Annotated in this window: 18 protein-coding genes and 1 pseudogene; 4 read left to right on the plus strand and 15 right to left on the minus strand. The window is 62.4% G+C overall.

Annotation, left to right across the window (positions count from 1 at the left end):
* Nucleotides 1–17 precede the first annotated feature (17 nt).
* Entirely contained in the window at nt 18–605 is a 588-nt protein-coding gene (locus KVQ74_RS20890) for a phage tail protein (RefSeq protein ID WP_217833051.1), read from the plus strand.
* 56 nt (nt 606–661) lie between these two features.
* Nucleotides 662–973: a DUF6916 family protein gene (locus KVQ74_RS20895; RefSeq protein ID WP_217833052.1), complete on the plus strand. Its 312-nt coding sequence runs from the start codon at nt 662–664 to the stop codon at nt 971–973.
* Nucleotides 974–1020: 47 nt separating this feature from the next.
* Here KVQ74_RS20895 and KVQ74_RS20900 read toward each other — a convergent pair whose 3' ends face one another.
* From KVQ74_RS20900 to KVQ74_RS20915, 4 genes are read right to left on the minus strand one after another with little or no spacing between them, the layout of a single operon-like run.
* Nucleotides 1021–1518 (minus strand): GNAT family N-acetyltransferase, encoded by a 498-nt coding sequence (locus tag KVQ74_RS20900; protein WP_217833053.1) that lies wholly within the window; start codon nt 1516–1518, stop codon nt 1021–1023.
* Nucleotides 1519–1530: 12 nt separating this feature from the next.
* Entirely contained in the window at nt 1531–3627 is a 2097-nt protein-coding gene (locus KVQ74_RS20905) for a biotin/lipoyl-binding protein (protein WP_217833055.1), read from the minus strand.
* On the minus strand, nt 3628–4947 hold the full coding sequence (locus KVQ74_RS20910) for an efflux RND transporter periplasmic adaptor subunit (protein ID WP_217833057.1): 1320 nt from the start codon (nt 4945–4947) through the stop codon (nt 3628–3630). It abuts the gene before it with no gap.
* Complete coding sequence (locus KVQ74_RS20915) at nt 4944–5723, minus strand: efflux RND transporter periplasmic adaptor subunit (protein ID WP_217833058.1); 780 nt, start codon at nt 5721–5723, stop codon at nt 4944–4946. The genes KVQ74_RS20910 and KVQ74_RS20915 overlap by 4 nt, the downstream gene beginning before the upstream one ends.
* A 475-nt stretch (nt 5724–6198) precedes the next feature.
* Between KVQ74_RS20915 and KVQ74_RS20920 the strand changes: the two genes are divergently transcribed.
* Nucleotides 6199–6888, plus strand: a complete 690-nt coding sequence (locus KVQ74_RS20920; RefSeq protein WP_217833059.1) for an NYN domain-containing protein — start codon at nt 6199–6201, stop codon at nt 6886–6888.
* Here KVQ74_RS20920 and KVQ74_RS20925 read toward each other — a convergent pair.
* From KVQ74_RS20925 to KVQ74_RS20975, 11 genes are all read right to left on the minus strand, one after another.
* The gene (locus KVQ74_RS20925; RefSeq protein WP_217833060.1) at nt 6869–8401 is read right to left on the minus strand and encodes an efflux transporter outer membrane subunit; all 1533 of its coding nucleotides are present in this window, start codon (nt 8399–8401) and stop codon (nt 6869–6871) included. The genes KVQ74_RS20920 and KVQ74_RS20925 overlap by 20 nt on opposite strands.
* Complete coding sequence (locus KVQ74_RS20930) at nt 8398–9468, minus strand: HlyD family secretion protein (RefSeq protein WP_217833061.1); 1071 nt, start codon at nt 9466–9468, stop codon at nt 8398–8400. The genes KVQ74_RS20925 and KVQ74_RS20930 overlap by 4 nt, the downstream gene beginning before the upstream one ends.
* Before the next feature lie 26 nt (nt 9469–9494).
* Complete coding sequence (locus tag KVQ74_RS20935; RefSeq protein ID WP_217833062.1) at nt 9495–11030, minus strand: MFS transporter; 1536 nt, start codon at nt 11028–11030, stop codon at nt 9495–9497.
* Nucleotides 11031–11164: 134 nt separating this feature from the next.
* Entirely contained in the window at nt 11165–12082 is a 918-nt protein-coding gene (locus tag KVQ74_RS20940) for a LysR family transcriptional regulator (RefSeq protein ID WP_217833063.1), read from the minus strand.
* 93 nt (nt 12083–12175) lie between these two features.
* Entirely contained in the window at nt 12176–13042 is an 867-nt protein-coding gene (locus tag KVQ74_RS20945; RefSeq protein ID WP_217833064.1) for an ABC transporter permease, read from the minus strand.
* 20 nt (nt 13043–13062) lie between these two features.
* Complete coding sequence (locus KVQ74_RS20950; RefSeq protein WP_217833065.1) at nt 13063–13923, minus strand: ABC transporter ATP-binding protein; 861 nt, start codon at nt 13921–13923, stop codon at nt 13063–13065.
* Nucleotides 13924–13928: 5 nt separating this feature from the next.
* Complete coding sequence (locus KVQ74_RS20955) at nt 13929–14954, minus strand: ABC transporter substrate-binding protein (RefSeq protein WP_217833067.1); 1026 nt, start codon at nt 14952–14954, stop codon at nt 13929–13931.
* Nucleotides 14955–14972: 18 nt separating this feature from the next.
* Nucleotides 14973–15869, minus strand: a complete 897-nt coding sequence (locus tag KVQ74_RS20960; protein WP_217833069.1) for a TauD/TfdA dioxygenase family protein — start codon at nt 15867–15869, stop codon at nt 14973–14975.
* 299 nt (nt 15870–16168) lie between these two features.
* Nucleotides 16169–17536 (minus strand): HlyD family type I secretion periplasmic adaptor subunit, encoded by a 1368-nt coding sequence (locus KVQ74_RS20965; protein ID WP_217833070.1) that lies wholly within the window; start codon nt 17534–17536, stop codon nt 16169–16171.
* A complete protein-coding gene (locus KVQ74_RS20970) occupies nt 17526–19682 on the minus strand; it encodes a type I secretion system permease/ATPase (RefSeq protein ID WP_217833071.1) in 2157 nt (718 codons plus the stop codon). Before KVQ74_RS20970 ends, KVQ74_RS20965 begins: the two co-directional genes overlap by 11 nt.
* Nucleotides 19683–19716: 34 nt before the next feature.
* Nucleotides 19717–21069, minus strand: coding sequence for a TolC family outer membrane protein (locus KVQ74_RS20975; protein WP_217833072.1), 1353 nt, complete (start codon nt 21067–21069; stop codon nt 19717–19719).
* Nucleotides 21070–21426: 357 nt separating this feature from the next.
* On the opposite strand from KVQ74_RS20975, the pseudogene KVQ74_RS29655 reads away from it, so the two are divergent.
* Nucleotides 21427–26838 (plus strand): annotated as a pseudogene (locus tag KVQ74_RS29655) (retention module-containing protein); the annotation flags it as partial.

Below are 26838 nucleotides of genomic sequence, written 5' to 3' on the forward strand. Positions count from 1 at the left end.
CAGAAGGATGAGGAACCATGGAAGTCTTTATGGGTACGATTCAACCGTTCGCCTTCAACTTTGCTCCCAGTGGCTGGGCGCTGTGCAACGGGCAGATCCTGGCGATCTCGCAATACAACGCCTTGTTTGCCTTGCTCGGCACTTACTACGGCGGTAACGGCACGACCAACTTCGCCCTGCCCAACCTGCAAGGCCGCTTCCCGATGGCTCAGGGCACAGGGCTGGGGTTGACGCCGCGCACCATCGGCGAAGTGTCCGGCACCGAAAACGTGACCGCGACCATCGCCAACATGCCCAACCATACCCACGCTATGACCGGGCTCACGGCCAACACCGCCCTGCAACTGGCCGTACCGGCGAGCAACCCGGCGACGCTGCCGACCGCCACCAACTGCTACATCGGCGCATCGGGTGGCGGTCCAGGCTCGGCGAATATCTACTCCGACGCCCAGGGTGCGACGCCCGTACCGCTCAAAGGTGTGAGCACCACCGTCACCGGGGATATCTCGCCTGTCGGCGGCAGCACGCCGATGGGCATCATGAACCCCTACCTGGTGCTCAACTTCAGCGTTGCCCTGAACGGCCTCTTCCCGTCGCGTAACTGAGTCGATGGCCGGGGGCTGCGCGCTCCCGGCCGTTTTCAGATCATCGGAGCCAGACCATGCTGCAAGCGATTCAAAGCCAACATTTCGAGAGCCTGCCGGGGCACTCCACCACCCTTCACCTGCCGGACGGCACAGCGCTGGCGATTCATATCGAACACTTCGAAGAAGTCCCCTCGGCCAAATTGCGCTACAGCGAACGCATGCCGTTCAGCCTCGAATTCAAAAGCCTGGTGCCGACCGAATTCGTCGACGGTCTGTGCGCGCTGGAATTGCCGGAACTGGGTCTGGTGCAGGACATTTTCGTCTCGCGGGTGCCAGCCATGGGACGGGACCCGCAACTGGGGTATTTCTGCATTTCCTTCAACTGACCCGCTCAGTTTTCAACGTGGAGCGGGCTTGCCCGCTCCCACGGCTTTCAGCCCTGCGGATACCACACCAGCCGCTCTGCGGTCGGCGTACGCTCCTCGACCGCAAACCCCAACGCCAGATAATGCTGACGCGCATGGGGATTGCTGGTCCAGACCACCGTCGCCACCGGGCAGCGGACCTGCTGGGCAGCCTTCTGCACACCTTGCAGCACTGTGCGGCCGAAACCCTTGCCACGGGCCTGAGGAATGAAAGCGAGGTACAGCACCCGGACTTCGTTGGCACCAAAATCGGTGCTCAACGAGCCGATGGCCGTACCGAGCTTTTCGATCACGTAGTGCATGGCGTTCGGGTAGCTGTCACCCATGCCCTGCTCCTGCACCTGAAACTGCTGGGCCACCACCTGTTGCAGCCGTTCCTGTTCATCGTCGATCCATTGCAGATCCGGCCGCGCCGACTGATACAGGCTGTGCAGGAAGGGTGCGTCCGTGGCCCGTGAAGGCCGCACCACCAATCCGTCTGCCGCCACCGCTGCGTTGTCCGCCATCGTCGCTCTCCCTTAGAAACCGCTTTCCCTGACCCCCAGTGCCGCCATTCGACGCCAGGCCACGCCGAGCAACGATTCACCGCTGCCCTGCAACACCACCACCCCGCGCAATGGCTGCACGGGCGTGGGTGCCTGATCCAGCGTAGTCAATCGCGCACCGTATTGCGCCTGCACCGGCTCCGCCCGTTGCTGTTGATCGCGGCGCACGGCGATCGGCCCGTGGTGATCGGAGGTCAGCGCTTCCTGATCGATAAAGGCCACGCCATTGGTGTCGATTTCGTTGAGTTGCACGCTGATGGCCGGGTGCATCGGATCGTCGGCGATGAAGCGCCCGGTGGCGCCCGACTTGACCCGCCACAACTCGGCCTCGGCCAGATAACCCCGCAGCCGCGTGCCATCCTCGACCACCCGTGCCAGCGCATCCTTGCTCGACAGCCAGCGACCGACCGTCAGGTTCGGCAGCAGATCGCGCACCGTGCCGGCGTGCGGCGCACGCAGCAGCAAGCGTTCGCGCTGGGCCGCCAGCCCACGGTACTCGGCCACCGCTTCGGCCAGCCGTTGTTCGACGATACCGGCGTCCGCAGCAGTTTCGCTACGCCCGGCCTGACGGCGCATCAGCAACTGCTGGATCTGGATTTCCTTGCGCACGATGGCCTGGCGCGAATCGAGATCCGGCGATTCCAGTTCGATCAGCACCTCGCCCTGCACGACCTGCTGCCCGTCCTCGACCCTGACCGCTTTCACCCGCGCCGACACCGGGGCATGCAAGGCACTGGCGCGACCGCTCTCCAGCATCGTCGGCAGTTCCACCGCGCTGCGCCACGGCACGATCAGCACCAGCAACAGGCCCAGCACCGCCAGGCTGCTGAGCAGCACCCGTGGGCCGTGAGCCTGCTCGCGGCGGCTCCACCACTGACGCCACTCATTCATGATCGGCAGGAAGATGAACCACACCAGTTCCACCAGCATCAGGAAGATCCCCAACACTTTGAAGAACAGGTGATAGACCGCCAGCGCGATCCCGAAAAACAACGCCGCACGCCATAACCACGAGCCATACCCCCAGATCAGCAAACGCCGCTGCATCGTCGGCGACCAAGGCTCCGGCGCCGGGGCACCGTAACCGAACAGAAATTCCCGCAACCGCCAGCGACACAGGGCAAAGGCCCGGCCCTGAAGGTTGTCGACTTCCCACAAATCGCTGAGCAGAAAGTAACCGTCGAAGCGCATGAACGGATTGAGATTGACCACCAGCGTGGTGATCCACGTCGCACTGGCGAGCATGAACGCCGCCGTACGGCCGGGACCGTCGGGCAGGAACGACCACACCAGCAGGGCCAGACACGCCAGCACCAGCTCCGCCATCACCCCGCCGGCGCCGATCAGCAAGCGCGCGCGCCGGTCGTTGACCCGCCAGGCGTCGCTGACGTCGGTGTAGAACATCGGCAACAGCACCATGAACGCCACGCCCATGCTCTGCACCCGACACCCGGCGCGCTTGGCCATGAACGCATGGCCGAATTCATGACAGAGCTTGGCGAAAAACAATGACACGCCGAATGCGATTGCGCCGCCAAGGCTGAACAGGTGCGGAAAGGTGCCGACGAAACGCTGCCAGTCCCGCGAGACCAGAAACACCCCGAGCGCCAGCGTCGCCGGCAAGCCGTAGCGCAGCAGTTTCGGGCCGAAACGCTCGAGCCATGGCCAGACGCGGTTGAGAAAGGCGTCCGGGCGCCACAGCGGAATCCGGAAGAACAGGTATTGATGCAGCAGGATCTGCCACAGGCTCTGCCGTTGCGCGAGCGCCTTGACGTGGTAGCTGGCGCGTTGCTCATCGTCGACGGCGCTGATCAGATCGTGGCCGCGCAAAAACACCAGCAAATGCGCCAGCTCATTGCCATCCAGCGGCAACCCCGGCTCACGATTGGCCGCTCGCAGTACCTGCTCCGCGTCGCCCAGCGACCAATGCCGCAACAGGCGCATCGCGGCGCTGCCGAGTTTGAAATAGCGGCCGCGAACCGGGTCAGCAAGAGTCCAGCGCGGCGAACCGTCCAATGCCGGCGCCGCGGGCGACAATTGCAGGTCGGCACGCAGGCTCGGCAGGTTCATTTACAGGCCCACGCTCTGACGCAGGCCTGCCAGTGGCCGGCGCAGCAGATACAGCGCCAGCGGCGCGCGGTCACCGAAAATCTTCGCCGTGCCGCGCAGGCCGATGCGCGGCGGCGCATCGGCGAAATTGGCGTCGAGCCGGTAAGCCAGTTGCCCGCCAGCGGTGGGCTGCGCTTCGTAAGCCGAGCGCTCAAGCGTAGCGAGATGGCGTTGCAGCGGATCGCTGTCGAGAAACAGCGCGACTTCGGCGCCGGGTTCCAGGGCGATCGCATCGCCCACCGCCAGTTCGATGCGCAACTCGGCCTGGCTCGGGTCGGCGATTTCCATCAGCCGCTCGCCGGTCTGCACCGGTTTGCCGGTCCAGCGCTCGGCGTCGGCGAACACCGCGATCCCGTCACGCTCGGCGCGCACTTCACTGCGGTTGAGCAGCTCGCGGGCGTAATCACGCTCGGCGCGCTTTTGTTCGACCCGGGCCGCCAGCAGATCCACCCGGGAGCTGGATTCGGCATCGGCGAACGAACGCTGGGAATTGGATTTGAGTTCGGCTTCGGCAACGCCCAACGCACGTTCGGCGACATCGGCCTGAGCCTTGAGCGTGGTGCTTTCGAAGCGCAGCAGCAGGTCGCCGGTCTTCACCGACTGGTTGGGTTTGACCAGGAACTCGGCAATCACCCCGTCCAACGGCGCAGCGACCACGCGGCCACCCTGAGGCACCACTTCGGCCGGTGCCAGCACTGACTGACGCACCGGGATCAACAAGCCGAGCAACAACACCGCGACCAACGCCACCTGACGCTTGCGCGTCCAGCGCAGGCGCCACGGTTTGCGCGGTTGCAAGGCCAGCCAGGCATGACTGTAGGTGTCACCCAGTTGCGAGAGCAGCACTTGTTCGGACGGGTTCCACGGCACATCGCGGGCCAGCCACAAACCGCCGAAGACCTCGCCCTGACGGTCGATCAGCGGCAACCAGAAGACTTGCGCCGCCGACAGACTGCGCCAGTCGGCCTGAATCGATTCGTTCACCAGCTCCGGCGCAATCACTCGCGCCTGCTTCAGCACATTCTGTTTGAACAGTTGCGCCACAGCCTGCTCGACGAAGGCCACGAACGGCGCATTCGGTTCCACCGCGCTGACCCCGGTCACCGCCTGCACCTTGCCGGCAATCAGCAACGCCGCGTGGCGAAAACCGAACAGCGACTGGCCGTCGTTGACCAGGCTGTAGGCCAGTTGCGGCGCATTACGGGACGCGCGGGTCTGACGTTCGAGGTCGAGAAACCGCGCGAACACCTGCTCGGCGCCACCGTTCACCGGGGCGTTCATTTAAGCTCCGAGAAATGCGCGGTGCCGCTCATGCCGGCGACCAGGCCCTGGACTTGCGGCAGGGTCGCGACCAGCAACAGGGTCTGACTGCCTTCATCGATGCGTGCGCCCAGGCGCTTGACCGTGGCGTCCAGCGGCTGACCGGTTTCATCGGGGACGAAGCTGAACGTCTGGCCGGGCTTGAGCTTCGCCATCCAGCGCGACGGCACCAGCAGATGAATTTCCAGAGTGCGGTTGTCGACAACATCCAGTAGCGGCGACCCGGCCGGCACGCTCTCGTAGCGCTTGACCTTGCGCTCGACCACTTGCCCGTCGAACGGCGCGATCACGCTGCAGCGCTTGACCTGAACCTGATAAACCTGGGACTGCGCCTGGGTTTCGCTGACCTTGGCCTCGGCCCGCGCCACCTCGAAACGCCCGACGGAATTGAGCGCGGCCAGTTGCTTGTTGTGCGCCAACTCTTCACCGGCGCCACGACTGGCGGCTTGCGCGGCATTGAGCTGGGCCTGATAGGCCGAACAGTCGAACCGCGCCAGCGTATCGCCCTTTTTGAACGATTCGCCCTCGCTGAACGGCAACTCGACAATCCGCCCGGACAACTCACTGGCGAGTACCGCCTGGTCCCGCGCCCGCAACACACCCCGCGCATCACTGCTCGCCGACACATTGCCCGCCGCGCCGTTATCCAGCAGCGGATCGTCTGGCCCGGGCGTTTGCGCCTGAACAGCACTGGTCAACAAGGTCAATCCGATAGCCCAACCACGAAAACGCCGCATAACCGCTACTCCCTGTCGGATGTGCGGAGTCTACGACAGCGGGGTTTAGCGTCAAGCGAAAGGCCATCACTGCTTGGAAATGTCCTGGTGCAAAAACCACAGTTTGATCAACTTAGCTGCGGAATTGATTCAATCCTGTAGGAGTGTTGTTTTTTCCTACACGCGTCACAGACGCAGCCTATTCGACAAAGTGAAGATAACGACAAGGTGAGGGCGTACTCCTGCTTTATCGCAACAACTGCTGACACAGACGACGATGAATGGCTTGACCCACACTGAAGTGTGTAACCAAAACTGGAGGGCCGGCGCTGGTTAGAATCCAGCAGATTGAGTCGTTGGAAAAACCACGGTTGACCTGCATGACGAACTCAATCAAGATTGCCTTACTCAGCCCCGTACGTAGCGATTCAGTTCGCTGGCAGTTGGGGATGAAAAAACCGGCTTAGGCCGGTTTTTTCGTTTCTGAGGATTTTTTGTGCGCACAGCTTGCTTTGTTGATGGCTACAACCTGTTCTACGGATTGCTCGCCGGTACACCTTATAAATGGCTGAATCTCAGGAGCCTGCTTTCGCATATCACGCACATCGAAAATCCGAAAAGCTCGATTAGCTCGATTGATTACTTCACGTCCCCCATCAAGCCCCAACTGGCAACGCTTGGAAGAATATCCAAGGAAGCTCAAGACTCTTATATAAAGGCGTTGCGAGCCAGCAATGTCACTGTGCATTTTGGTCGTCATCAGCTCGAACCCGCCAAAGCTCCAAGGTTCGTCGGCAGACACACTCCTGCTTCCCGCCAAGACAAAGTCGATATCTGGAAGTTGGAAGAAAAAGAAACCGATGTTCACATCGCCATTAGCATGTACCGCGCTGCCAGCCGACAGACAGCATGTGCGGCTCACGAGTGCATTGAACAGATTGTGCTGGTATCTGGCGATACAGACATGACACCTGTCCTGAAAGCCGTGCGAGCAGACTTTCCCAATGTAATCATCGGGATCATTCTCCCTTATCGCGCGGATTCTGATCGACCAGCCCCTGGCGCCCTGAAAAACCACTCACACTGGATACGGCGCGTCATCACCGCTGACGAGCTGTTGTCGCATCAATTCCCGGACCGGGTTCCCACTCACAAGAAACCCGCCATCAAACCGGATTACTGGTAGCCGCCAAAGCCTCCGGATACACCGACTCCCATCCCCCACCCAGCGCCTTGTACAACCCGACCATCGCCAGTGAAACGCCCGTGGAGCTTTCCACCCACTGCTCCTGAGTCGCGAGCAACGCGCCCTGCAAGGTCAGGACGTTGACGAAATCGACCACACCTTCGACGTATTGCTGTTGCGCGGTGCGCAGGGCGATCTGGTTCTGGCGTACGGCTTCGGCGAGGCTGTCGCGGCGGCGTTGACTGGCGTTGTAGGCGGTCAGTTGATCGTCGATTTCATGCCAGGCGCGCAAGACGGTTTGCTGGTAGGCGATGGCCGCTTCCTGTTGCTGGGCTTCGCGCAGTTGCAGCACACCACGCAGGCGTCCGCCGTCGAACAGCGGCAGGCTCAGTTGCGGGCCGATACTGAAGGCGCGCGAACCCCATGAGCCGAAATCACTGAGCTGCATGGCCTGCGAACCGAGGTTGCCGGACAGGGTGATGCGCGGATAGAAATCCCCCTTTGCCACGCCGATATTGGCGGTGGCGGCGTGCAGACGCGCCTCGGCCTGGCGAATGTCCGGACGGCGTTCGGCCAGTTGCGAAGGCAGGCCGATGGCGACTTGCGGCGGCGACTGCGGCACCGGCGCGTCTGTGGAAAGCGCCTGGTTCAATGCTTGTGGCGGCTCCCCCATCAACAGGCTGAGGGCGTTGATCAATTGCGCCTGACGCTGCTCCAACGCCGGCAGGCGCGACTCGATGGCCGCCACCTGAGCGGCGGCTTCGGCGACATCCAGATCCGTCGCCACGCCATCGTTCAAACGCAGCTGCGAGAGTTTCAGGCTGTGCCGGGCGACGTCGAGGTTCTGCTCGGTGACCGCACGGGTGTTCTGTACGCCTCGCAGCTGGATGTAGTTCTGCGCCGTGTCGGCGAGTACCGCCAGCAGCACGCCGCGCCGGTCGTTCTCCGCAACTTGCAGAGTGGCATCGGCGGCTTCGGTTTCCCGGCGCACACGGCCCCAGAAATCCAGCTCCCAGGAAGCGGAAAAACCGGCGTCCCACAGGTTGAAGGCCGAGTCGCCGTTGTGCCCGGACGGATCGTTCAAGCCCTCGCCGCTGTTACGCTTGCGCCCGTAGCTGCCGGTGACGGCGGTGTTGGGATAACGATCGGCAGTCATCACCTGGCGCACGGCGCGGCTTTGTTGCAGGCGACTGCTGGCCAGTTGCAGATCCAGGTTGCTGCGCAAGGCGCGCTGGGTCAGGGCCGAGAGCTGTGCGTCGTGAAAGACCTCCCACCAGCGTTCGTTCAAAGGATCGCTGACGGCCTGGCCCGGCGCGGATCTGGCGGGCTTGGCCCAGTCGGCGATTTGCGTGGCCTGGGGTTTGTGGAAGTCAGGGCCGACGGTACAAGCCGTCAGGCTGCCGGCAAGCAGGGCGCCAACGATAAGTGGCTTGAGCCGGCCTCTTCGCGAGCAAGCCTGCTCCCACAAAAAATGCCCCGCCGCGAAGGCGTCAGTCCGGTCATCACGAATCATCGCTGAGTCACCTCACGCGCCGACGTCGCCGAACTGGCGGTGTCGATGCTCGCCTCCACCGACATCCCCACCCGCAGCCGCTCGGTCAAAGGCTGACCCGGCTCCAGCAGGATCTTCACCGGAATGCGCTGCACGACTTTGGTGAAATTGCCGGTGGCGTTGTCCGGTTTCACCGCTGCGAACGTCACGCCGGTAGCCGGGGCGATGCTTTCGACGCGGCCGTTCAGGGCTTCACCGCCGAGGCTGTCGACCCGCACTTGCACGTCCTGTCCTGGCTGTACGTCGGTGAGCTGGGTTTCCTGGAAGTTGGCGACCACATAGGCCTGGCGCAGCGGCACCACCGCCAGCAGTTTGCTGCCCGGCGTCACATAGGCGCCGACCCGCACCGCGCGCTCGCCGATCATGCCGTCCTGAGGTGCGGTGATGCGCGTGTAGGACAGCTCGAAACTGGCGATTTCCAGCGCTGCTTGCGCACGCTTCAAGCCCCCTTCGGCGGCATCACGCTGAGCGGTGAGGATCTCGACCTGCTTGCGCTCCGCCGCCAGTTTCGCGGTAGCGGTGTCGAGACTCGCCGTCGCCTGATCGATGCGGGTACGCGCCTGTTGCGCGTTCTGCACCGTGCCGGCACCGACGCCCGCGAGGTGGTTGTAGCGATTCAATTCCTGCTGGGCGAACGCCATCTGTGCTTTCGCCGAAACCACCGAAGCCTGCGCCTGAGCAATCACCGAAGCCTGACGCTCCAGCGTCGCCCTGGCGTTTTGCAGTTGTGCGCGGGCCACCAGGGTTTGCGCATCCGCCGCTTCGGCGGCGGCGCGCAGGTCACGGTCATCGATCAGCGCCAGCAACTGTCCGGCCTTGACCTGCTGGTTGTCCTCCACCAGCACTTGCTTGATGAAGCCCGCCACCCGTGGCACCACCAGGGTGAAGTCGGCGGAAATATAGGCGTCGTTGGTGCTCTGCTGGGTGCGTTTGCCGAACAGGCCCGGCATCGCCAGGTACAGCAACACCCCGACAGCCAACGTGGCGGCCACCGCGACCGCGATTTTTTGCTTTGCTTGCGTCGTCATAAAAACCTTCTGTTTCAGTACAGCCATCAGGTTGGCGCGCGCGGCGGATAAATCCGCGTCGGCAGCCAGAAAATCAACAGGATCAGCGCCACCGCGACGCCCGCCATGCACAAATAGAGATCGGAGGACGTCAGCACCAGCGCCTGTTCGTGCAGACGATGGGCAAGACCGGCGCTGTCGGATTCGGCCAGCGGCGAGTTGCCGAGGCGATCGACCAGCATCGTCGAATGAAAATGCAGGCGCGAGGTGGTCAGCGCTTCGATCACCCCGGTGGCGACCACCGCCGCCAGGCCCTTGACGGTGTTGAACCAGGCCGAAGCGAACGGCCCGTCCAGCGGCGTGATGCTGCCGGTGGAGAGCATCAGCAGCGGCAGCACCGCCATCGGCTGACCGAAGATTTGCAGCCACTGCAGGACATAGAAGTCATCGCGAATCCACGCCGAGGTCAGTTGCGAACCGCCCAGGCACGACAGCGCCAGCATGCTCAGACCGATCCCCAGCACCCAGCGGCAATCGACCCAACGCAGGTTGCACAACGCCGCCACCAGCGGCAGCGCAATCAGTTGTGGCAGCGCAGCGATCAGCATGATCGGCGCCGTCTGCACCGGGCGATAACCCTGCACCTGCGCCAGATAACTCGACGGGATCAACACCACCGCCAACAGAATCACCAACACGCCGGCCAGGGTCATCAGGGCGAACGACAGGTTGCGGATGCCGAGCATCTGCAACTTGAAGAACGGAATCGGCTGCGACCATTCATTGATCAGGAACGCCACCAGCAGCAGCGAGCCGGCGCCGAGCAGCGCGCAAATCAGGTTCGATTCGAACCAGTCCAGACGATTGCCCTGCAACAGGCCGATCACCAACATGCAGATCGCCGGAAAACCCAGCAGCAGGCCTTTCCAGTTGAAGGACTTGAGCCGTTCGAGTCGCAACGGATCCTGCGGCAAGCCATACGCCACGGCGACCATGGCAATCAGGCAGGGCACGATGATCTGCCAGAATGTCCACTGCCAGCCGACATGCTCCGTCCACATCCCCGCCAGTGGCGTGCCGAGGCCGGGGCCGAAGGTGGCGGTCAGCGCGTAACCGGCCAGGCCATACAGTTTGATGTTCGCCGGCAGGAAGCGCAGGGCCACCGTCATCAGCATCGGCGGCAACGCACCGCCGGCCAGCCCCTGCAAGGTACGCATCAACAGCAGGCTTTCGTAGTTCGGGGCGAACGGACAAAGCACGCCGAGCAGGGTGAAGACGCTGATGGCAACGAGGGTGAAGCGGCGCAGGGAGAAGGTCACCGAGCACCACGGCGCGAATGCCATGGCGGCCACCGAGGTGGCGGTGTAGCTGGCGACCAGCCAGGTGCCTTCGTCGTAGCCGATACCCAGGGCACCACGAATGTCGGCGAGGGCGACCTTGGTCACCATCTCGTTGAGGCCGGACACCAGCACCGCCAGCAGCACGCCGACCAGGCCGATGATGATCCGCGCTCCGAACACCGGTGGCGAAGCCGTCGCCGGAGCGGCTGCGGCCACCGGTGCCGGAACCGTCAGGGATGTCATGGACGCTAACTCCGGATAGAAAAATACCGGAGCATCTTAGTCGGGCTTGGCAATGACGAAAATTGACTTGTCGGAAGGTTATAAGTGCGTTTGACGCAGCAATAAAAGTTCAGCGTTTTGTGGGCGCTTAAGGCTCAAGGCTGTGCCGCCCGCCAGGTTTCATCGCAGCAGGTCTTGAGGGTTTCCCGCAGCCAGCGGTGGGCCGGATCCTTGTCGAAGCGTGGATGCCAGGCCTGGGTCAGCATCAGCGTCGGCAGCGGGATCGGCAGGTCGAACGAGCGCAGTTTCAGCCCCAGTCGCCGCACGCTCAACAGCGCTTCCTTGGGCACCGGCAGAATCAGGTCGGAGTCCGGTAAGGCGAACATCGCCGCGTGAAAACTTGGCGCGATCACCGCAACCCGCCGCTCCAGGCCCAGCGCGTTGAGCGCCGTGTCGATCGGCCCCCTGGCGATGCCACGGCGGGACATGCTGATGTGGGAAAACCCGGCGTAACGCTCGGCGGTGATTTCCTGATCGAACAACGGATGGTCTTCACGCACCAGGCCGACGAAGTGGGTGGAAAACAGATTCTGCACCTTCACTTCCGGCGTCACCGGGCGCGTGTTGCTCACGCTCAGGTCAATCCGCCCTTCGCGCAGCGCCTCATCATCACCATCGCCTTCCGGGACGAAGCGCAACTCACAGTGCGGCGCCTGACGGTCGAGGGTGTCGAACAGTTTGCCGCCGTACACGCCGACGAAAAAATCGTTGGCGCGAATGCTGAACCGCCGGCGCAGGGTGCCCAGCTCCACCGCATCCGCCGAACGGAACAGCAACGCCGCCTGCTCGACCACGTCGCGCACTTGCTCGCGCAACTCCAGCGCCTTGGGCGTCGGCACCAGGCCTCGGCCAGCGCGCACCAGGATCGGATCACCGATGGCTTCGCGGATGCGCGTCAGGGTCCGGCTCATCGCCGCCGGGCTCAGGTTCATCCGCCGCGCGGCGCCGACCACGCTGCCCTCGTCGAGCAAGGCGTCGAGGGCGACCAGCAGGTTCATGTCCGGGAGTTGCATTTTTAGCACTCGTTGCCGATCAGAATTGACTCTGACGCAATGCTAGCAGACATGCCTTGAGTTTTGCGGCGCCATTGCAGACCACAGAAGAGGTTAGCGCTGCATGCCCCAGCGCTTCACCGTCACCCGCTCCAGGCTGTCAAACACCAGGTTCTCCACCAGCAACCCGATCAGGATCACCACTGCCAGTCCGGCAAACACCTTGTCGGTGTACAGCTCGTTACGATTCTGGAAGATGTACCAGCCCAGGCCGCCCTTGCCGCTCGTGGCGCCGAACACCAGTTCAGCGGCAATCAACGTGCGCCAGGCGAAGGCCCAACCGATTTTCAGACCGGCCAGAATCGACGGCAGCGCCGCCGGAATCAGAATGAACAGTACAAAACGCATGCCCTTCAAGCCGTAATTGCGCCCGGCCATGCGCAGGGTCTCCGAGACGCCGAGAAATCCAGCGTAAGTGTTCAGCGCCAGCGCCCACAGCACCGAATGCACCAGCACGAAAATCAGGCTGTTCTGCCCCAGACCGAACCACAACAGCGCCAACGGCAGCAAGGCAATCGCTGGCAACGGGTTGAACATCGAGGTCAGCGTGCTCAGCAGATCCCGGCCGAACCGGGTCGACACCGCCAGCGTGGTCAGGGCAAACGCCAGGACGATACCGATCAGGTAACCCTTGATCAGTACCACCAGGGAAATCCATACCTTGCCCAGCAGTTCGCCACTGAGCAGGCCGTCATACAGCGCGTGGCTGGTCTGGATGAAGCTCGGCAGTAGCAAATCGTTGTTCTGCACCCGGGCGATCACCTCCCAGAGCACCGCCAGCAGAATCAGGATCAGACTTTTGCGCAGCCAGCCCTGTTGCCACAAGCGCTGGCCCAGCGGCAGTTCACGCTCCAGCGGCACACTGGTCAGCGGCTCCAGAACGGTTTCGAACGCTTCACGTACAGGTGATGAATGGCTCATCGGGCAATCCTCCAGGCCGCTCAATAAGCGATACGGATATCAGTGAAATCCAGCTCGCGTTCGGTTTCCGGCGACTGGCCTTCGTCGAACAACAGCCGATGAATATGCCGCGCCGACGCTTGAAACTCCGCGCCACCGAGACTGTGCAAATCGTATTGATGGCTGTGGACTTCCGCCCTCACCCTTCCTGGATGCGGCGACAACAGCAGGATGCGATTGCCGACCACCAGCGCCTCTTCGATCGAGTGGGTGACGAACAACAGGGTGAAACGCACTTCCTCCCAGAGCAACAGCAGCTCTTCCTGCATCTTGCGCCGGGTCAGGGCATCCAGCGCGGCGAACGGCTCGTCCATCAGCAGAATTTTCGGTTGCATCGCCAACGCCCGGGCAATCGCCACCCGTGCCTTCATGCCGCCGGACAGGGTATGCGGATAGGCGTCGGCAAACGCCGCCAGCCCGACCTTTTCCAGGTAATGCAGGGCGCGCGCTTCGGCTTCCTTTTTTTTCAACGTGCGCGAGGCCAGCAGCGGGAACATCACGTTCTGCTTCACGGTTTTCCACGGCGGCAGTTGGTCGAACTCCTGGAACACCACGATCCGGTCCGGCCCCGGCCCATCGACACGCTGGCCTTGCAGGCGAATCTCGCCTTCGCTGGGCGCGATGAACCCGGCGACGGCTTTGAGCAGGGTCGATTTACCGCACCCGGACGGCCCCAGCAGCACATAGCGGTCCGCCGGATCGATCTCGAAACTGACCTGGTGCGTGGCGCGCACGACGCGCTGCGCCGTGCGGTATTCGAGGCTGACATGATCGACCGCCAGCAGCGCGGCGGCGCTGGCGATCGGGTTGCTGGCCGCGTGGCCTTGCAAAGGGGCGTTCATGTCGATCAGCTCCCTTGCAGCGGTTTGGCATCTTGGAAGAAGTAGTCCTTCCACGATTGCGGTTTGTTCTTGATCGCGCCGACTCGGTAGAGGAACTCCGCCAACGGGTAGGTGTTTTTCGGCGTGACGCTGAACTCGAACTGCGGGTTATCGATGATTTTCAGCAGCGCGGCGCGGTCGATCTTGGCCTTGGTCACGCGGATGTAGGTGTCCGCCGCCGCGCCCTTATCGTTCTGCGCGAACTGCGCCGCTTCCGTCAGGGCTTCGACGAACGCCTTGTAGGTCTTGGGGTTGTCGTTGCGGAACTTCTCGGTGGCGAACAGCACAGTCGGCGAGTTCGGACCGAGCACGTCATAGGAGTTGAGCACCACATGCACGTTCGGATTTTCCAGCGCCTGATCCTGGAATGGCGGGTTGGAGAAGTGCCCGGTCAGTTCGGTTCCGCCGGCGATCAACGCAGCGGTGGCATCCGGGTGCGGGACGGCAATCGTGTACTTGTCCAGGCGATTGAATTCCTTGTCGCCCCACTGCTTGGCCGCCGCGTATTGCAGGAAGCGTGACTGCACCGACACCCCGACCGCCGGCACGGCAATGCGATCCTTCTCGGTGAAGTCGGCGATGGTCTTGACCTTGGGATTGTTGCTCACGAGGTAGTACGGAAAGTTACCCAGCGAGGCCACGGCCTTGACGTTCTGCTTGCCATGGGTGCGATCCCAGATGGTCAGCAGCGGACCGACGCCGGCCCCGGCAATGTCGATGGAGCCGGACAGCAAGGCATCGTTGACCGCCGCGCCGCCAGACAACTGCGTCCAGTCGACCTTGATGTCGAGGCCTTCCTGCTTGCCGTACTTCTCGATCAGTCCCTGATCGCGCACCACATTGAGCAACAGATAAACAATGCCGAACTGCTCGGCGATACGGATTTCACCTTCAGCGTGGGCCACGGTCGGCGCCACCAGGCTGCCGGCGATCAGGCTGAAACCCAGGCCGATGGCAGCGGCCAGCGGCGCGAATGGAAGACGTTTGGACATGATCGGTTCTCCGGCAAATCAGAAAGGCGCGTCGCCCTGAATGGTGGTGCGATACAGCTTGCGGCGCAGGTGGCTGGGGCAACCGGCGGCCAGATGAATCAGCGAGCGGTTATCCCAGAACACCAGGTCATGGGGCTGCCATTGATGGCGGTAGATGTTCTGCGGCAGCACGCTGTGCGCGTAAAGCTCGGCGAGCAGTTGATTGCTCTCGTCTTCCGGCAGACCGACGATACGGGTGGTGAAGCCTTCGCTGACGAACAATGCCTTGCGGCCGTTTTCCGGATGGGTGCGGACGACCGGATGAACCACTTCGGCGACCTGGGCCAGTTGCTCCGGAGTCAGGGTCGGGCGCCAGTTGCCTTCGAATTTGGTTTCGCTGTAACGCGCGGTGTAGGAGTGCGCGGCCGAACGGCCCTCGACCGTTTTGCGCAGCGCTTCGGGCAGGTTGTCCCAGGCCTTGTGCATGTCGGCGAACAGGGTATCACCACCCTCGGACGGCAGTTCCTGGGCGTGAAGCATCGAACCGAGGCTCGGCAGCTCTTTATAGGAGAGATCGGAATGCCAGAACTTGCCGGCATCGCCCAGGCCGATGTTCTGGCCGTTCTCGACGATGTTGGAAACGATGAGGATTTCCGGGTGGCCGGCCAACAGGAACTGCTTGAGCACATGGATCTGCAACACGCCGAAGCGGCGGCTGAAATCGATCTGTTGTTGCGGGGTGATGCGCTGGTCGCGGAACACCACGACATGGTGGTCGAGGTGCGCGCGGTGAATGCGGGCAAAGTCCTGATCGTTGACCGGCAGCGCCAGGTCCAGACCAATGATCTCGGCACCAACGGCACCGCTGAACGGACGAATCTCGAAAGTTTGCGGCGCGACAGTCGCGGCGCTCGGGGTAGCAGTGGCTGCGGACATCAATCAATCTCCCACGCACGGCGCGCTCAAGGGCGCGCGCGTCGATCAGAAACTCACGCTGGACTGCGTGTTGGTTCGTGTCGTGCGGCGCGCCGATTGGTCGGCAGGTACGCAGGAGGCTGACTTTATAGATATAAGAACTGGAAATTAAATACCGTTAACGAATAACGATATGGCGATTGGCGAGGAATGGACCGGCTGGTGAGTGACGGTTTTTGTCACTTGCTGACTGATTGTGCTGCTTGGCAGAACGCCTTCGCGGGCAAGCCCGCGAAGGCGTCAGTGAAACCAGCGAAGACCTACCGCTCGTGCAGCGCCTCGGCCCGCGCGCGGATGATCGGCTTGAGCAGATAGCTCAGCACGGTCTTTTTGCCCGTGATGATGTCCACCGACGCCACCATCCCCGGAATGATCAGCAACGGCTTCTCGTCAGTTCCCAGATGGCTGCGCTCGGTGCGCAACTTGATGACGTAGTAGGTGGTTTTCTTGTCTTCATCGGTGATGGTGTCGGCGCCGATCTGCTCCAGCTTGGCCTTCAACCCGCCATAAATGGTGTAGTCATAGGCGGTGAATTTCACCGTCGCTTCCTGGCCCGGATGCAGGAACGCAATGTCCTGCGGGCGGATCTTCGCTTCGACCAGCAGCGTGTCGTCCAGCGGCACGATTTCCAGCAGATCACTGCCCGGCTGGATCACGCCACCGATGGTGTTGACCAGCATCTTGTTGACGATACCGCGCACCGGCGAGGTAACCAGCGTCCGGCTGACCCGGTCTTCCAGCGCCTTGCCCGTGGCCTGGGCCTTGTTCAGGTCAGTGCGCGCTTCGTTGAGCTGGGTCAGGGCTTCGCTGCGGAACTTGCCGCGAGTCTCGTCGATCTTGCGTTGTACTTCCTTGATCGCCGATTCGGCACGCGGAATCGCCAGGGTGGTGGCGTCGAGCTGACCACGGGTCTCCACCTCGGCGCGCTTGAGTCGCAGCACTTCCACCGGCGACACCGCGCCCTGGGCCACCAGCGGCTCGGACATGTTGATTTCCTGGCGCTGCAGACCGAGTTGCTGACGGTACTGCGCCTGCTTGGAGGTGAACTCGCGCAGCTCTTGCTGGCGCTGGATCAACTGCTCCTGCAAGCCACCCACCTCATCGTGCAGTTGCTGACGGCGGCTGATGTACAGCGACTCTTCGCTTTTCGCCTGACCGGGCACGGCTTTGAGCACGTCTTCGGGGAAGTTGAGCGGACGATCATCGACCTCGGCGCTCAGGCGCTCCACTCGCAACAGCATCGACAGGCGATCGGCCTCGGTTTCGCCAACGTTGGAGGCAAATCGCGTGTCATCCAGGCGCACCAGCGGCGCGCCGGCCTCGACGATCTGGCCTTCCTTGACGTACAGCTCGGAGACGATGCCGCCCTCCAGGTTCTGGATTTTCTGGATCTTCGACGACGGAATCGCCTTGCCGTCACCCTTGGTCACTTCGTCGATCACCGCGAAGTTGGCCCACAGCAGGAGGAAGACGAAAAAGCCAATGATCGCCCAGATCGTCAGGCGCACCACCCGGGGGGCGTCCTCGATCAGCGCCTTGTTGACCTCCGGCAGCGGCTGGCCCTGCAACGATGCAGAGCCTTTGAAGTAGCGACGGATCGAATCCTTGACACCCGACTTAAGCAACACTGATCTGCCCCTTCTTCAACGCTTCCATCACGGCGGCTTTCGGGCCATCGGCGAGAATCTGCCCACGGTCGACCACCAGCAGGCGATCCACCAGCGACAGCAGCGATGCCCGGTGCGTCACGAGCACCACGGTCTTGTTTTCAACCACCGCCGCGAGGCGTTGCTTGAGGCGTTCTTCGCCGGTGTTGTCCATGGCGCTGGTCGGTTCGTCCAGCAGCAGGATCGGCGGATTGAGCAACAGCGCCCGGGCCAGGGCGACGTTCTGCCGCTGACCGCCGGACAGGTTCTGCCCACGCTCGCCGACTTGCAGTTCATAACCCTGCGGGTGCAGGCGGGCGAACTCATGCACGCCGGCCAGTTCGGCGGCCTGCAGCACCAGCTCGTCCTCGACGTAACGGGCGCCGGAAATCAGGTTGTCGCGCAGGGTGCCGGCCAGCAACTGGATGTCCTGGGGCACGTAACCGATGTTGTAGCGCAGCTCGCTGACGTCAATCTGGCGGATGTCGACGCCATCCACCAGCAGCGCGCCGTCGTCCGGCTGATACAGACCGACCAGCAGCTTGGCCAGCGAGCTCTTGCCCGAGCCGCTGCGACCGATGATGCCGATTTTCTCGCCGGGGCGGATGACCAGGTTGATGTTCTTCAGTGCCGGATTCTGTTGCTGCGGGTAGGTAAAGTTGAGCTGGCGGCACTCGATGGCGCCTTGCAGCACTTTGCGGCTCAGCGGACGCTCTTCGAAATTGCGCTCCTGGGGCAGTTCCATCATCTGGTCGACCGAGGTCATGGTCACCCGCGCCTGCTGGTAGCGGGTCAGCAGGCCCGACAGCGACGCCAGCGGGCTGAGCGCGCGGCCGCTGAGCATGTAGCAGGCGATCAGGCCGCCCATGCTCAGGTTGCCGGCGATGATCTGGTACACGCCGAAGACGATCATGATCACCCCGGCCAGTTGCTGGATCAGCAGGGTGATGTTCATCGCCAGGCCGGAAAGCATTTTCACCCGCAGCTCGAGGCGGCTGAGGGTGCCGATGGTCTGTTCCCACTGGTACTGGCGTTCGCTTTCGGCGTTGTTGACCTTCACCGCATCGAGGCCGGCGAGGGTTTCGATCAGGCTGGACTGGCGCTCGGCGCCCAGCGCCATGGTGCGCTCCATGGTTGCCACCAGCGGCTTCTGCAAGGCGTAGCCGATGGCCAGGGCAATCGGGAAGGCCAATACCGGAATCCACACCAGATGCCCGCCAAGAATGGCGATCACGATGAAGATCAGGATAGTGAACGGCAGGTCGATCAGGCTGGTCAGCGTCAGCGAGGCGAGGAAATCGCGCAGGCTCTGAAACTCGTGGATGTTCTGGGCAAAGCTGCCGACCCGCGCCGGACGGTACTTCATCGCCATGCCGACGATGCGCTCGAACAGCGTGGCGGAGATGATCAGGTCGGTTTTCTTGCCGGCCAGATCCAGGCACAGGCTGCGCAGGCTTTTCAGGATCAGGTCGAAAAGGTAGGCGCCGGTGATGCCCAGGGCGAGCACCCACAAGGTCGCTTCGGCCTGGTTCGGCACTACGCGGTCGTAGACGTTCATCACGAACAGCGGCGCCGCCATGGCGATGATGTTGATCAGCAGGCTGGCGGCGATGGCGTCGGCGTACAGCCAGCGCGAGCGTTTGAGGGTGTCACGGAACCACGAGCGCGCGCGGGGGATCAGCGTGCCGTGGTTGACGTCGAATTTGTGCTGGGGCTGGGCAAAAAAGACTTTGCCGGTGTAATCGTCGGCCAGCAGTTCGCGGCTGACCAGCGACTCGCCGCCATCGCTTTCGCTGAGCAGCACCCGCGCCTCGGTTTCACCCTGCCAGCCAAGCAGGACGGCACTGCGACCATCCTTGAGCAACAGCAGCGCCGGCATGGCAATGGCGGGGATCTCTTCCAGCTTGCGCTGCAGCACCCGCCCTTGCAGGCCGGCGCGAGCCGCCGCGCGGGGCAGCAACTCGATACTCAGGCGTTGCTTGGGCAGCGGCAGGCCGGTGGTCAGCATCGCCGCACTGGCGGGCTTCTGGTGCAGCATGCACAGGGCGAGCAGACCATCCAGCAAGGGATCGTCGTGCAACGCGCGTGGATCATGACTGAGATGAACTCGACTGACTTCTGATTCCACGCTCGGCACTCTTTAACTGTTGAAAAGGGACAACTCAATTCATCCCAGGCAGTTGGACCTTGGGCTTCACGTCGTTCTGCACAACGGATGCCAACGGTGCGACCACTCCCTGGCTCTTGAGCAACTCGCCCATGGTCGCCTTGATTCGGTATTGAGTAAATAACTGAATGTTCTTGATCTCGGCCAGACGCCGCGAAGCGGTGAACAGTTCGTTTTCACTGTCGAGCAAATCCAGCAGGGTTCGCTCGCCCAGGCTGAACTGGCGCTGGTAGGCGGTGCGCACCGCGGTGCTGTGATCGACGTACTGCTGGGCGATCGGCACCTGGGCGTTGGCATTGTTCAGGGCGTTCCAGGCCAGGCCCAGTTCTTCGTTCAACTGGCGCAGGGCGTTGTTGCGGATGTCCAGGGCCTGGTTCGACAGATAGGCCTTGGATTCCAGATCAGCCTTGTTGCTGCCACCGGAATACAGGTTGAAGCGCATGCGCAACATGGCCTGCCATTCGTTGTTGTGGCCGTTCTGACCATCGAGGTCATTGTCGGCGGTACGACCCAACTCGGCATCGAAGCGCGGATAGAAGGTCGACTTGGCGGTTTCGTACTGTTTCTCGGCGGCGGCGATGTCCGACTCGGCCGAACGCAGGATCGGGCTGTTTTCCAGCATCTGCGTACGCGCTTCGTTGAGGTTGGCCGGCATCATCGCCATGAACGGCGCCGGACGCTCCAGTTGATCGGGCATCTGGCCGACGGCGCTGAGGAAGTTGGTTTCCGAATCGGCGAGGTTGGTCTGCTCGGTGATCAGGTTGTTACGGGCCTGAGCCATCCGCGCTTCGGCCTGGTCAAGGTCGGCGCCGCTGCCGACACCACGCTGGGTGCGCAACTGGATCTGGTCATAGATGCGCTGGTGGCTCTTGAGGTTTTCGTCGGCCAGACGCACGAACTCGCGACGGGTCAGGACATCCAGATAGACCTGAGCCACGGTCAGCGCGGTGCGCTCGGAAGTGCCGAGCAGCGAGTAGGCACGGGAGTTGACGGTGGCTTGTTGACGCCCGACTTCGCTGGACGTCGCAAAACCGTCGAACACCATTTGCGAGAGACGCAAACTTGACTCGCTGCGGTTCAACGTTTCCCAGTGATTGCCGCCGCCGTTGGCGCGGGTGGTGACACTGTCAGTGCCTTCACGGCCATAACCGCCCAGCAGATCGACCTTGGGCAGGTATCCACCTTTCGCCGCCTTTAACTGATAATCCGCGGCCAAACGACTATTCACGCCTGCCTGGATCTCCGGATGGACATCCAGTGCCTGCTGCATGGCTTCTGGTAAGGATTGTGCTTGTACGAAAGAGGCGGCGAGAGCGAAGGGTAGAGCCTTGAACAGGTGCGAACGCATGTTGAATATTTCCCAGGACTTCTTGTCTTGAATCACAGCAAACAAGCGTGCTGCGTCGGAAGATGGCAACCGGAATGACCGTATGTCGGAAAGTTTAAAACCGGAACTGGATCACACACTGAGGGTAGGGTCGCCACACAAATATCAATGTGACATTAGTGGGGCGATTGTTTAGGATGGCACCCAGAAGGTCAATAGTTTGGCATAAAGTTAATAGCGAAAAAATATAGCCAAATTATTGACGAAAATTAGCGTCAATCTTGTTAGCAAATTTTAAAAGTACGTCCAGACTGAATCGGCGCCCAAAGCCATCAGGTCTATGGAAGTCAACTGAACGTGACACCCGGAGAGTCTTCAATGAGCAGTGTTGTTGCCATCGTCAAAAGCATTGTCGGTCAGGTATTCGTGGTGTCCCCGGAGGGCATCCGCCGCGTACTCGTTGAAGGCGACCGTCTGTTCGCCGGCGATCAGGTCGATACCGGCGCGGCCGGCGCCGTGTCGCTGGAGTTGGCTGATGGCCGCACCCTGGATCTGGGTCGCGACACGCAGTGGAGCGCCAGCACCCCGGACTCCAGCACCGACCTGGCTGAAGCCACCGCGCAGGCCGCACCGTCCGTTGCCGAGCTGCAGCAGGCCATTGCCGCCGGTGTCGACCCGACCACCGCCCTTGAAGCCACCGCAGCCGGCCCGAGCGCGGCAGGCACTGGCGGCGCCGCCGGTGGCGGTCACAGCTTCGTGATGCTCGATGCGACCGCCGGCCGCGTCGACCCGACCATTGGCTTCCCGACCGCAGGCATCAATGCGGCTGGCCAGGCGGCCCAGAACATCACGGGCGCGCAGACCACCGATACCACCACCAACGCCCTGCGTGATTCGACCCTGAGCCTCAGCGCCACGCCGACCATCACCGAAGCCGGCGGCGTGCTGGTGTACACCGCGACGCTGACCCAGGCGCCGCTGACCGACCTGACCATCACCCTGTCCAACGGCTCGGTGATCGTGATTCCGGCCGGCTCCACCACCGGCACCGTCAACGTGCCCCTGGCGCCGAACGACACCGTTTATAACGACCCGACCCAGATCGACGTGACCGTCACCGGGACTACGGGCGGCAACGGCATCACCGTGACCCCGCCGACGACCCCGGCCACCACCCAGGTCACCGACACCATCGACACCACCACCGTCACCCTGACGGCGGGCAACAGCGTCACCGAAGGCGGACAGATCACCTACACCGCGACCCTGACCAACCCGGCACAGACTCCGGTCACCGTCACCCTGTCCAACGGCTCGACCATCACCATCGAAGCCGGCCAGACTACCGGCACTGTCAACGTGCCGACCCCGGCCAATGACGTCTACAACAATGGCAGCACCGTCAGCACCACGATCACTGGCGCTACCGGCGGTAACTTCGAGAATCTGGTGCCGAACACGACGCCAGCGGTGACCAACATCACCGACTCGATCGACACCACCAACCTGACCCTGACCGCCACCGGCAGCGTCACTGAAGGTGGTCAGATCACCTACACCGCGACCCTGACCAATCCGGCTCAGACTCCGGTGACCGTCACCCTGTCCAACGGTTCGACCATCACTATCGGCGCGGGCCAGACCACCGGCACCGTCAACGTGCCGACGGCGGCCAATGACGTCTACAACAATGGCAGCACCGTCAGCACCACGATCACTGGCGCTACCGGCGGTAACTTCGAGAGTCTGGTGCCGAACACGACACCAGCGACCACTACCATTACCGATTCGATCGATACCACCAGTGTGAGCCTCACGGCCACTGGCAGCGTTGTCGAGGGTGGTCAGATCACCTACACCGCGACCCTGACCAACCCGGCTCAGACTCCGGTGACCGTCACCCTGTCCAACGGTTCGACCATCACCATTGAAGCCGGCAAGACCACCGGCACCGTCAACGTGCCGACAGCGGCCAATGACGTCTACAACAACGGCAGCACTGTCAGCACCACGATCACCGGCGCTACCGGCGCTACCGGCGGCAACTTCGAAAGTCTGGTGCCGAACACGACACCAGCGACCACAACCATTACCGATTCGATCGACACCACCAGCGTAAGCCTCACGGCCACTGACAGCGTTGTCGAGGGTGGTCAGATCACCTACACCGCGACCCTGACCAACCCAGCCCAGACTCCGGTCACCGTCACCCTGTCCAACGGTTCGACCATCACCATTGAAGCCGGCAAGACCACCGGCACCGTCAACGTGCCGACAGCGGCCAATGACGTCTACAACAACGGCAGCACCGTCAGCACCACCATCACCGGCGCTACCGGCGGTAACTTCGAGAATCTGGTGCCGAACACGACGCCAGCGGTGACCACCATCACCGACTCGATCGACACCACCAACCTGAGCCTGTCGGCTTCATCCAGCGTCGCCGAGGGCGGCTCGATCGTTTACACCGCGACGTTGACCAACCCGGCCGGCACTCCGGTGACCGTAACGCTGAGCAACGGCGCCGTGATCACCATTGAGGCGGGTAAAACCACCGGCACCGTGAGCGTTCCGGCGCCTGCCGATGACGTTTACAAGGATGCAGGCACCGTTGAAGCCACGATCAAGGGCGTCACGGGCGGTAACTTCGAAAACCTGGTGCCGAGCACCGTTCCGGCCGTGACCCAGGTCACCGACACCATCGACACCACGACCGTGAAGCTGACCGCGACCGAGTCTGCTGCGGAAGGTGGCACCGTCACTTACACCGCCACCGTGGGCGCTCCAGTGACCGGATCGCCAGTGACCGTGACTCTGGCTAACGGCCAGAGCATCACCATCGAAGTCGGCAAGACCACTGGCACCGTTACCACTACGGCGCCGAACGATGCATTGACCGGTCATGCGCCGCTGACCAATGCGATCACCGACGTGAGCGGTGGCAACTACGAAAACCTGGTTGCCGATAAGACGCCGGTTTCGACCACTGTTACTGACACCGTCGACACCACCAACCTGTCGCTGAGCGCGACCGGTTCCGTGGCCGAAGGTGGTTCGATTGTTTACACCGCGACGCTGACCAACGCTGCTGGTTCGCCAGTGACCGTGACCTTGTCGAACGGCGCCGTGATCACCATCGATGCCGGTAAAACCACTGGCACGGTCACCGTTCCGGCGCCTGCGGATGACGTCTACAAGGACGCCGGTAAGGTAGAAGTAACGATCAAGGATGCGTCCGGCGGCAACTTCGAGAACCTGGTGCCAAGCACCGTTCCAGCTGTCACCGAAGTCACCGACACCATCGATACTTCGACCGTCAAACTTACAGCTGACACCTCGGTAGCCGAGGGCGGCACCGTTACCTACACCGCTACTGTCGGCGCTCCGGTAACCGGCTCTCCTGTCGTCGTGACGTTGGCTAATGGCCAATCGATCACCATCGAAGTGGGTAAAACCACCGGCACCGTGACCACCACTGCGCCGAACGATGCATTGACTGGTCATGCGCCGCTGACCAACGCGATCACCGACGTGAGCGGTGGTAACTACGAGAATCTGGTCGCCGACAAGACGCCGGTCAGCACCNCGGTAAAACCACTGGCACGGTCACCGTTCCGGCTCCTGCTGATGACGTCTATAAAGACGCCGGCAAAGTCGAAGCGACCATTTCGACCGCCACCGGTGGCAACTTCGAAAACCTGGTGCCGAGCACCGTTCCGGCCGTGACCCAGGTCACCGACACCATCGACACCACCACCGTCAAACTCACCGCGACCGAGTCGGCGGCAGAAGGTGGCACTGTTACTTACACCGCGACCGTCGGGGCGCCCGTCACTGGCTCGCCAGTGACCGTAACCCTGTCCAATGGACAGTCGATCACTATCGAAGTCGGCAAGACCACCGGCACCGTGACGACTACGGCGCCTAACGATGCGCTGACCGGCCACGCGCCGTTGACCAACGCGATCACCGATGTGAGCGGGGGCAACTACGAAAATCTGGTTGCCGACAAAACCCCTGTTTCGACCACCGTTACTGACACCGTCGACACCACCAATCTGTCTCTGAGTGCAACCGGCACCGTGGCCGAGGGTGGTTCGATTGTTTACACCGCCACCCTGACCAACGCTGCTGGTTCGCCAGTGACCGTGACCTTGTCGAACGGCGCCGTGATCACCATCGACGCCGGTAAAACCACTGGCACGGTCACCGTTCCGGCGCCTGCGGATGACGTCTACAAGGACGCCGGTAAGGTAGAAGTAACGATCAAGGATGCGTCCGGCGGCAACTTCGAGAATCTGGTGCCGAGCACCGTTCCGGCAGTGACTCAGGTCACCGACACAATCGACACCACCACGGTCAAACTGACCGCGACCGATGCGGTGAACGAAGGTGGGCAGATCACTTACACCGCGACCCTGACCAACGCTGCTGGCACTCCGGTGACCGTGACGTTGAGCAACGGCGCCGTGATCACCATCGACGCCGGCAAAACCACCGGCACCGTGACCGTCGATGCACCGAAGGACGATGTCTACAAGGACGCCGGCACCGTTGAAGCGACCATCAAAGGCGCAACCGGTGGCAACTTCGAAAATCTGGTCACCAGCAACACCCCGGCAGTGACGACGGTCCACGACACCATTGACACCTCCACCGTGTCGCTGACAGCCACGGCGAACGTCGCCGAAGGCGAAACCGTGGTCTACACCGCGACCGTGACGGCGCCAGTGACCGGTTCGCCGGTCGTCGTGACCCTGTCCAACGGCCAGACCATCACCATCGCGGTCGGCGAAACCGTCGGTACCGTGAACTTCGTCGCGCCGAACAGCCCGTTGGCCGGCGGCAGTTCCCTGAGCGTGACCATTGATGGTGCGACCGGCGGCAACTACGAAAAACTGCAAGTCGATGGCAAGTCCGCCGACACAGCGGTTTCGGACACCACCGATACCACCAACCTGAACCTGACCGCGACCGACTCGGTCGCCGAAGGCGGTTCGATCGTCTACACCGCCACCCTGACCAACCCGGCCGGCACACCGGTGACTGTGACCCTGTCGAACGGGGCGGTCATTACCATTGAAGCCGGCAAGACCACCGGCACCGTGACCGTTCCGGCACCGGCAGATGACGTCTACAAAGACGCCGGCAAAGTCGAAGCGACCATTTCGACCGCGACCGGTGGCAACTTCGAAAATCTGGTGTCGAGTCCTGTTCCGGCGGTGACCAACATCACCGACACCATCGACACCACCACCGTGAAGCTGACCGCTTCCGAAACGGCGGCTGAGGGTGGCACTGTTACTTACACCGCGACTGTCGGCGCTCCAGTGACCGGGTCGCCAGTGACCGTGACTCTGGCTAACGGCCAGAGCATCACCATTGAAGTGGGTAAAACCACTGGCACCGTGACCACCACTGCGCCGAACGATGCATTGACCGGTCATGCGCCGCTGACCAACGCGATCACCGATGTGAGCGGTGGTAACTACGAAAACCTGGTGGCTGACAAGACGCCGGTTTCGACCACTGTTACTGACACCGTCGATACCACCAACCTGTCGCTGAGCGCGACCGGTTCCGTAGCCGAAGGTGGTTCGATTGTTTACACCGCTACCCTGACTAACGCTGCTGGCTCGCCAGTCACCGTGACCCTGAGCAATGGCGCGGTCATTACCATCGACGCTGGTAAAACCACCGGTACCGTGACCGTTCCGGCTCCCGCTGATGACGTCTACAAAGACGCAGGCAAAGTCGAAGCGACCATTTCGACCGCCACCGGCGGCAACT

Origin of the sequence: Pseudomonas botevensis (assembly GCF_019145475.1) — a bacterium.
Taxonomy (GTDB): domain Bacteria; phylum Pseudomonadota; class Gammaproteobacteria; order Pseudomonadales; family Pseudomonadaceae; genus Aquipseudomonas; species Aquipseudomonas botevensis.

Coding starts and splice junctions, on each gene's coding strand:
- KVQ74_RS20890 (WP_217833051.1), top strand. CDS start 18: ATGGAAGTCTTTATGGGTACGATTCAACCGTTCGCCTTCAACTTTGCT.
- KVQ74_RS20895 (WP_217833052.1), top strand. CDS start 662: ATGCTGCAAGCGATTCAAAGCCAACATTTCGAGAGCCTGCCGGGGCAC.
- KVQ74_RS20900 (WP_217833053.1), bottom strand. CDS start 1,518: ATGGCGGACAACGCAGCGGTGGCGGCAGACGGATTGGTGGTGCGGCCT.
- KVQ74_RS20905 (WP_217833055.1), bottom strand. CDS start 3,627: ATGAACCTGCCGAGCCTGCGTGCCGACCTGCAATTGTCGCCCGCGGCG.
- KVQ74_RS20910 (WP_217833057.1), bottom strand. CDS start 4,947: ATGAACGCCCCGGTGAACGGTGGCGCCGAGCAGGTGTTCGCGCGGTTT.
- KVQ74_RS20915 (WP_217833058.1), bottom strand. CDS start 5,723: ATGCGGCGTTTTCGTGGTTGGGCTATCGGATTGACCTTGTTGACCAGT.
- KVQ74_RS20925 (WP_217833060.1), bottom strand. CDS start 8,401: ATGATTCGTGATGACCGGACTGACGCCTTCGCGGCGGGGCATTTTTTG.
- KVQ74_RS20930 (WP_217833061.1), bottom strand. CDS start 9,468: ATGACGACGCAAGCAAAGCAAAAAATCGCGGTCGCGGTGGCCGCCACG.
- KVQ74_RS20935 (WP_217833062.1), bottom strand. CDS start 11,030: ATGACATCCCTGACGGTTCCGGCACCGGTGGCCGCAGCCGCTCCGGCG.
- KVQ74_RS20940 (WP_217833063.1), bottom strand. CDS start 12,082: ATGCAACTCCCGGACATGAACCTGCTGGTCGCCCTCGACGCCTTGCTC.
- KVQ74_RS20945 (WP_217833064.1), bottom strand. CDS start 13,042: ATGAGCCATTCATCACCTGTACGTGAAGCGTTCGAAACCGTTCTGGAG.
- KVQ74_RS20950 (WP_217833065.1), bottom strand. CDS start 13,923: ATGAACGCCCCTTTGCAAGGCCACGCGGCCAGCAACCCGATCGCCAGC.
- KVQ74_RS20955 (WP_217833067.1), bottom strand. CDS start 14,954: ATGTCCAAACGTCTTCCATTCGCGCCGCTGGCCGCTGCCATCGGCCTG.
- KVQ74_RS20960 (WP_217833069.1), bottom strand. CDS start 15,869: ATGTCCGCAGCCACTGCTACCCCGAGCGCCGCGACTGTCGCGCCGCAA.
- KVQ74_RS20975 (WP_217833072.1), bottom strand. CDS start 21,069: ATGCGTTCGCACCTGTTCAAGGCTCTACCCTTCGCTCTCGCCGCCTCT.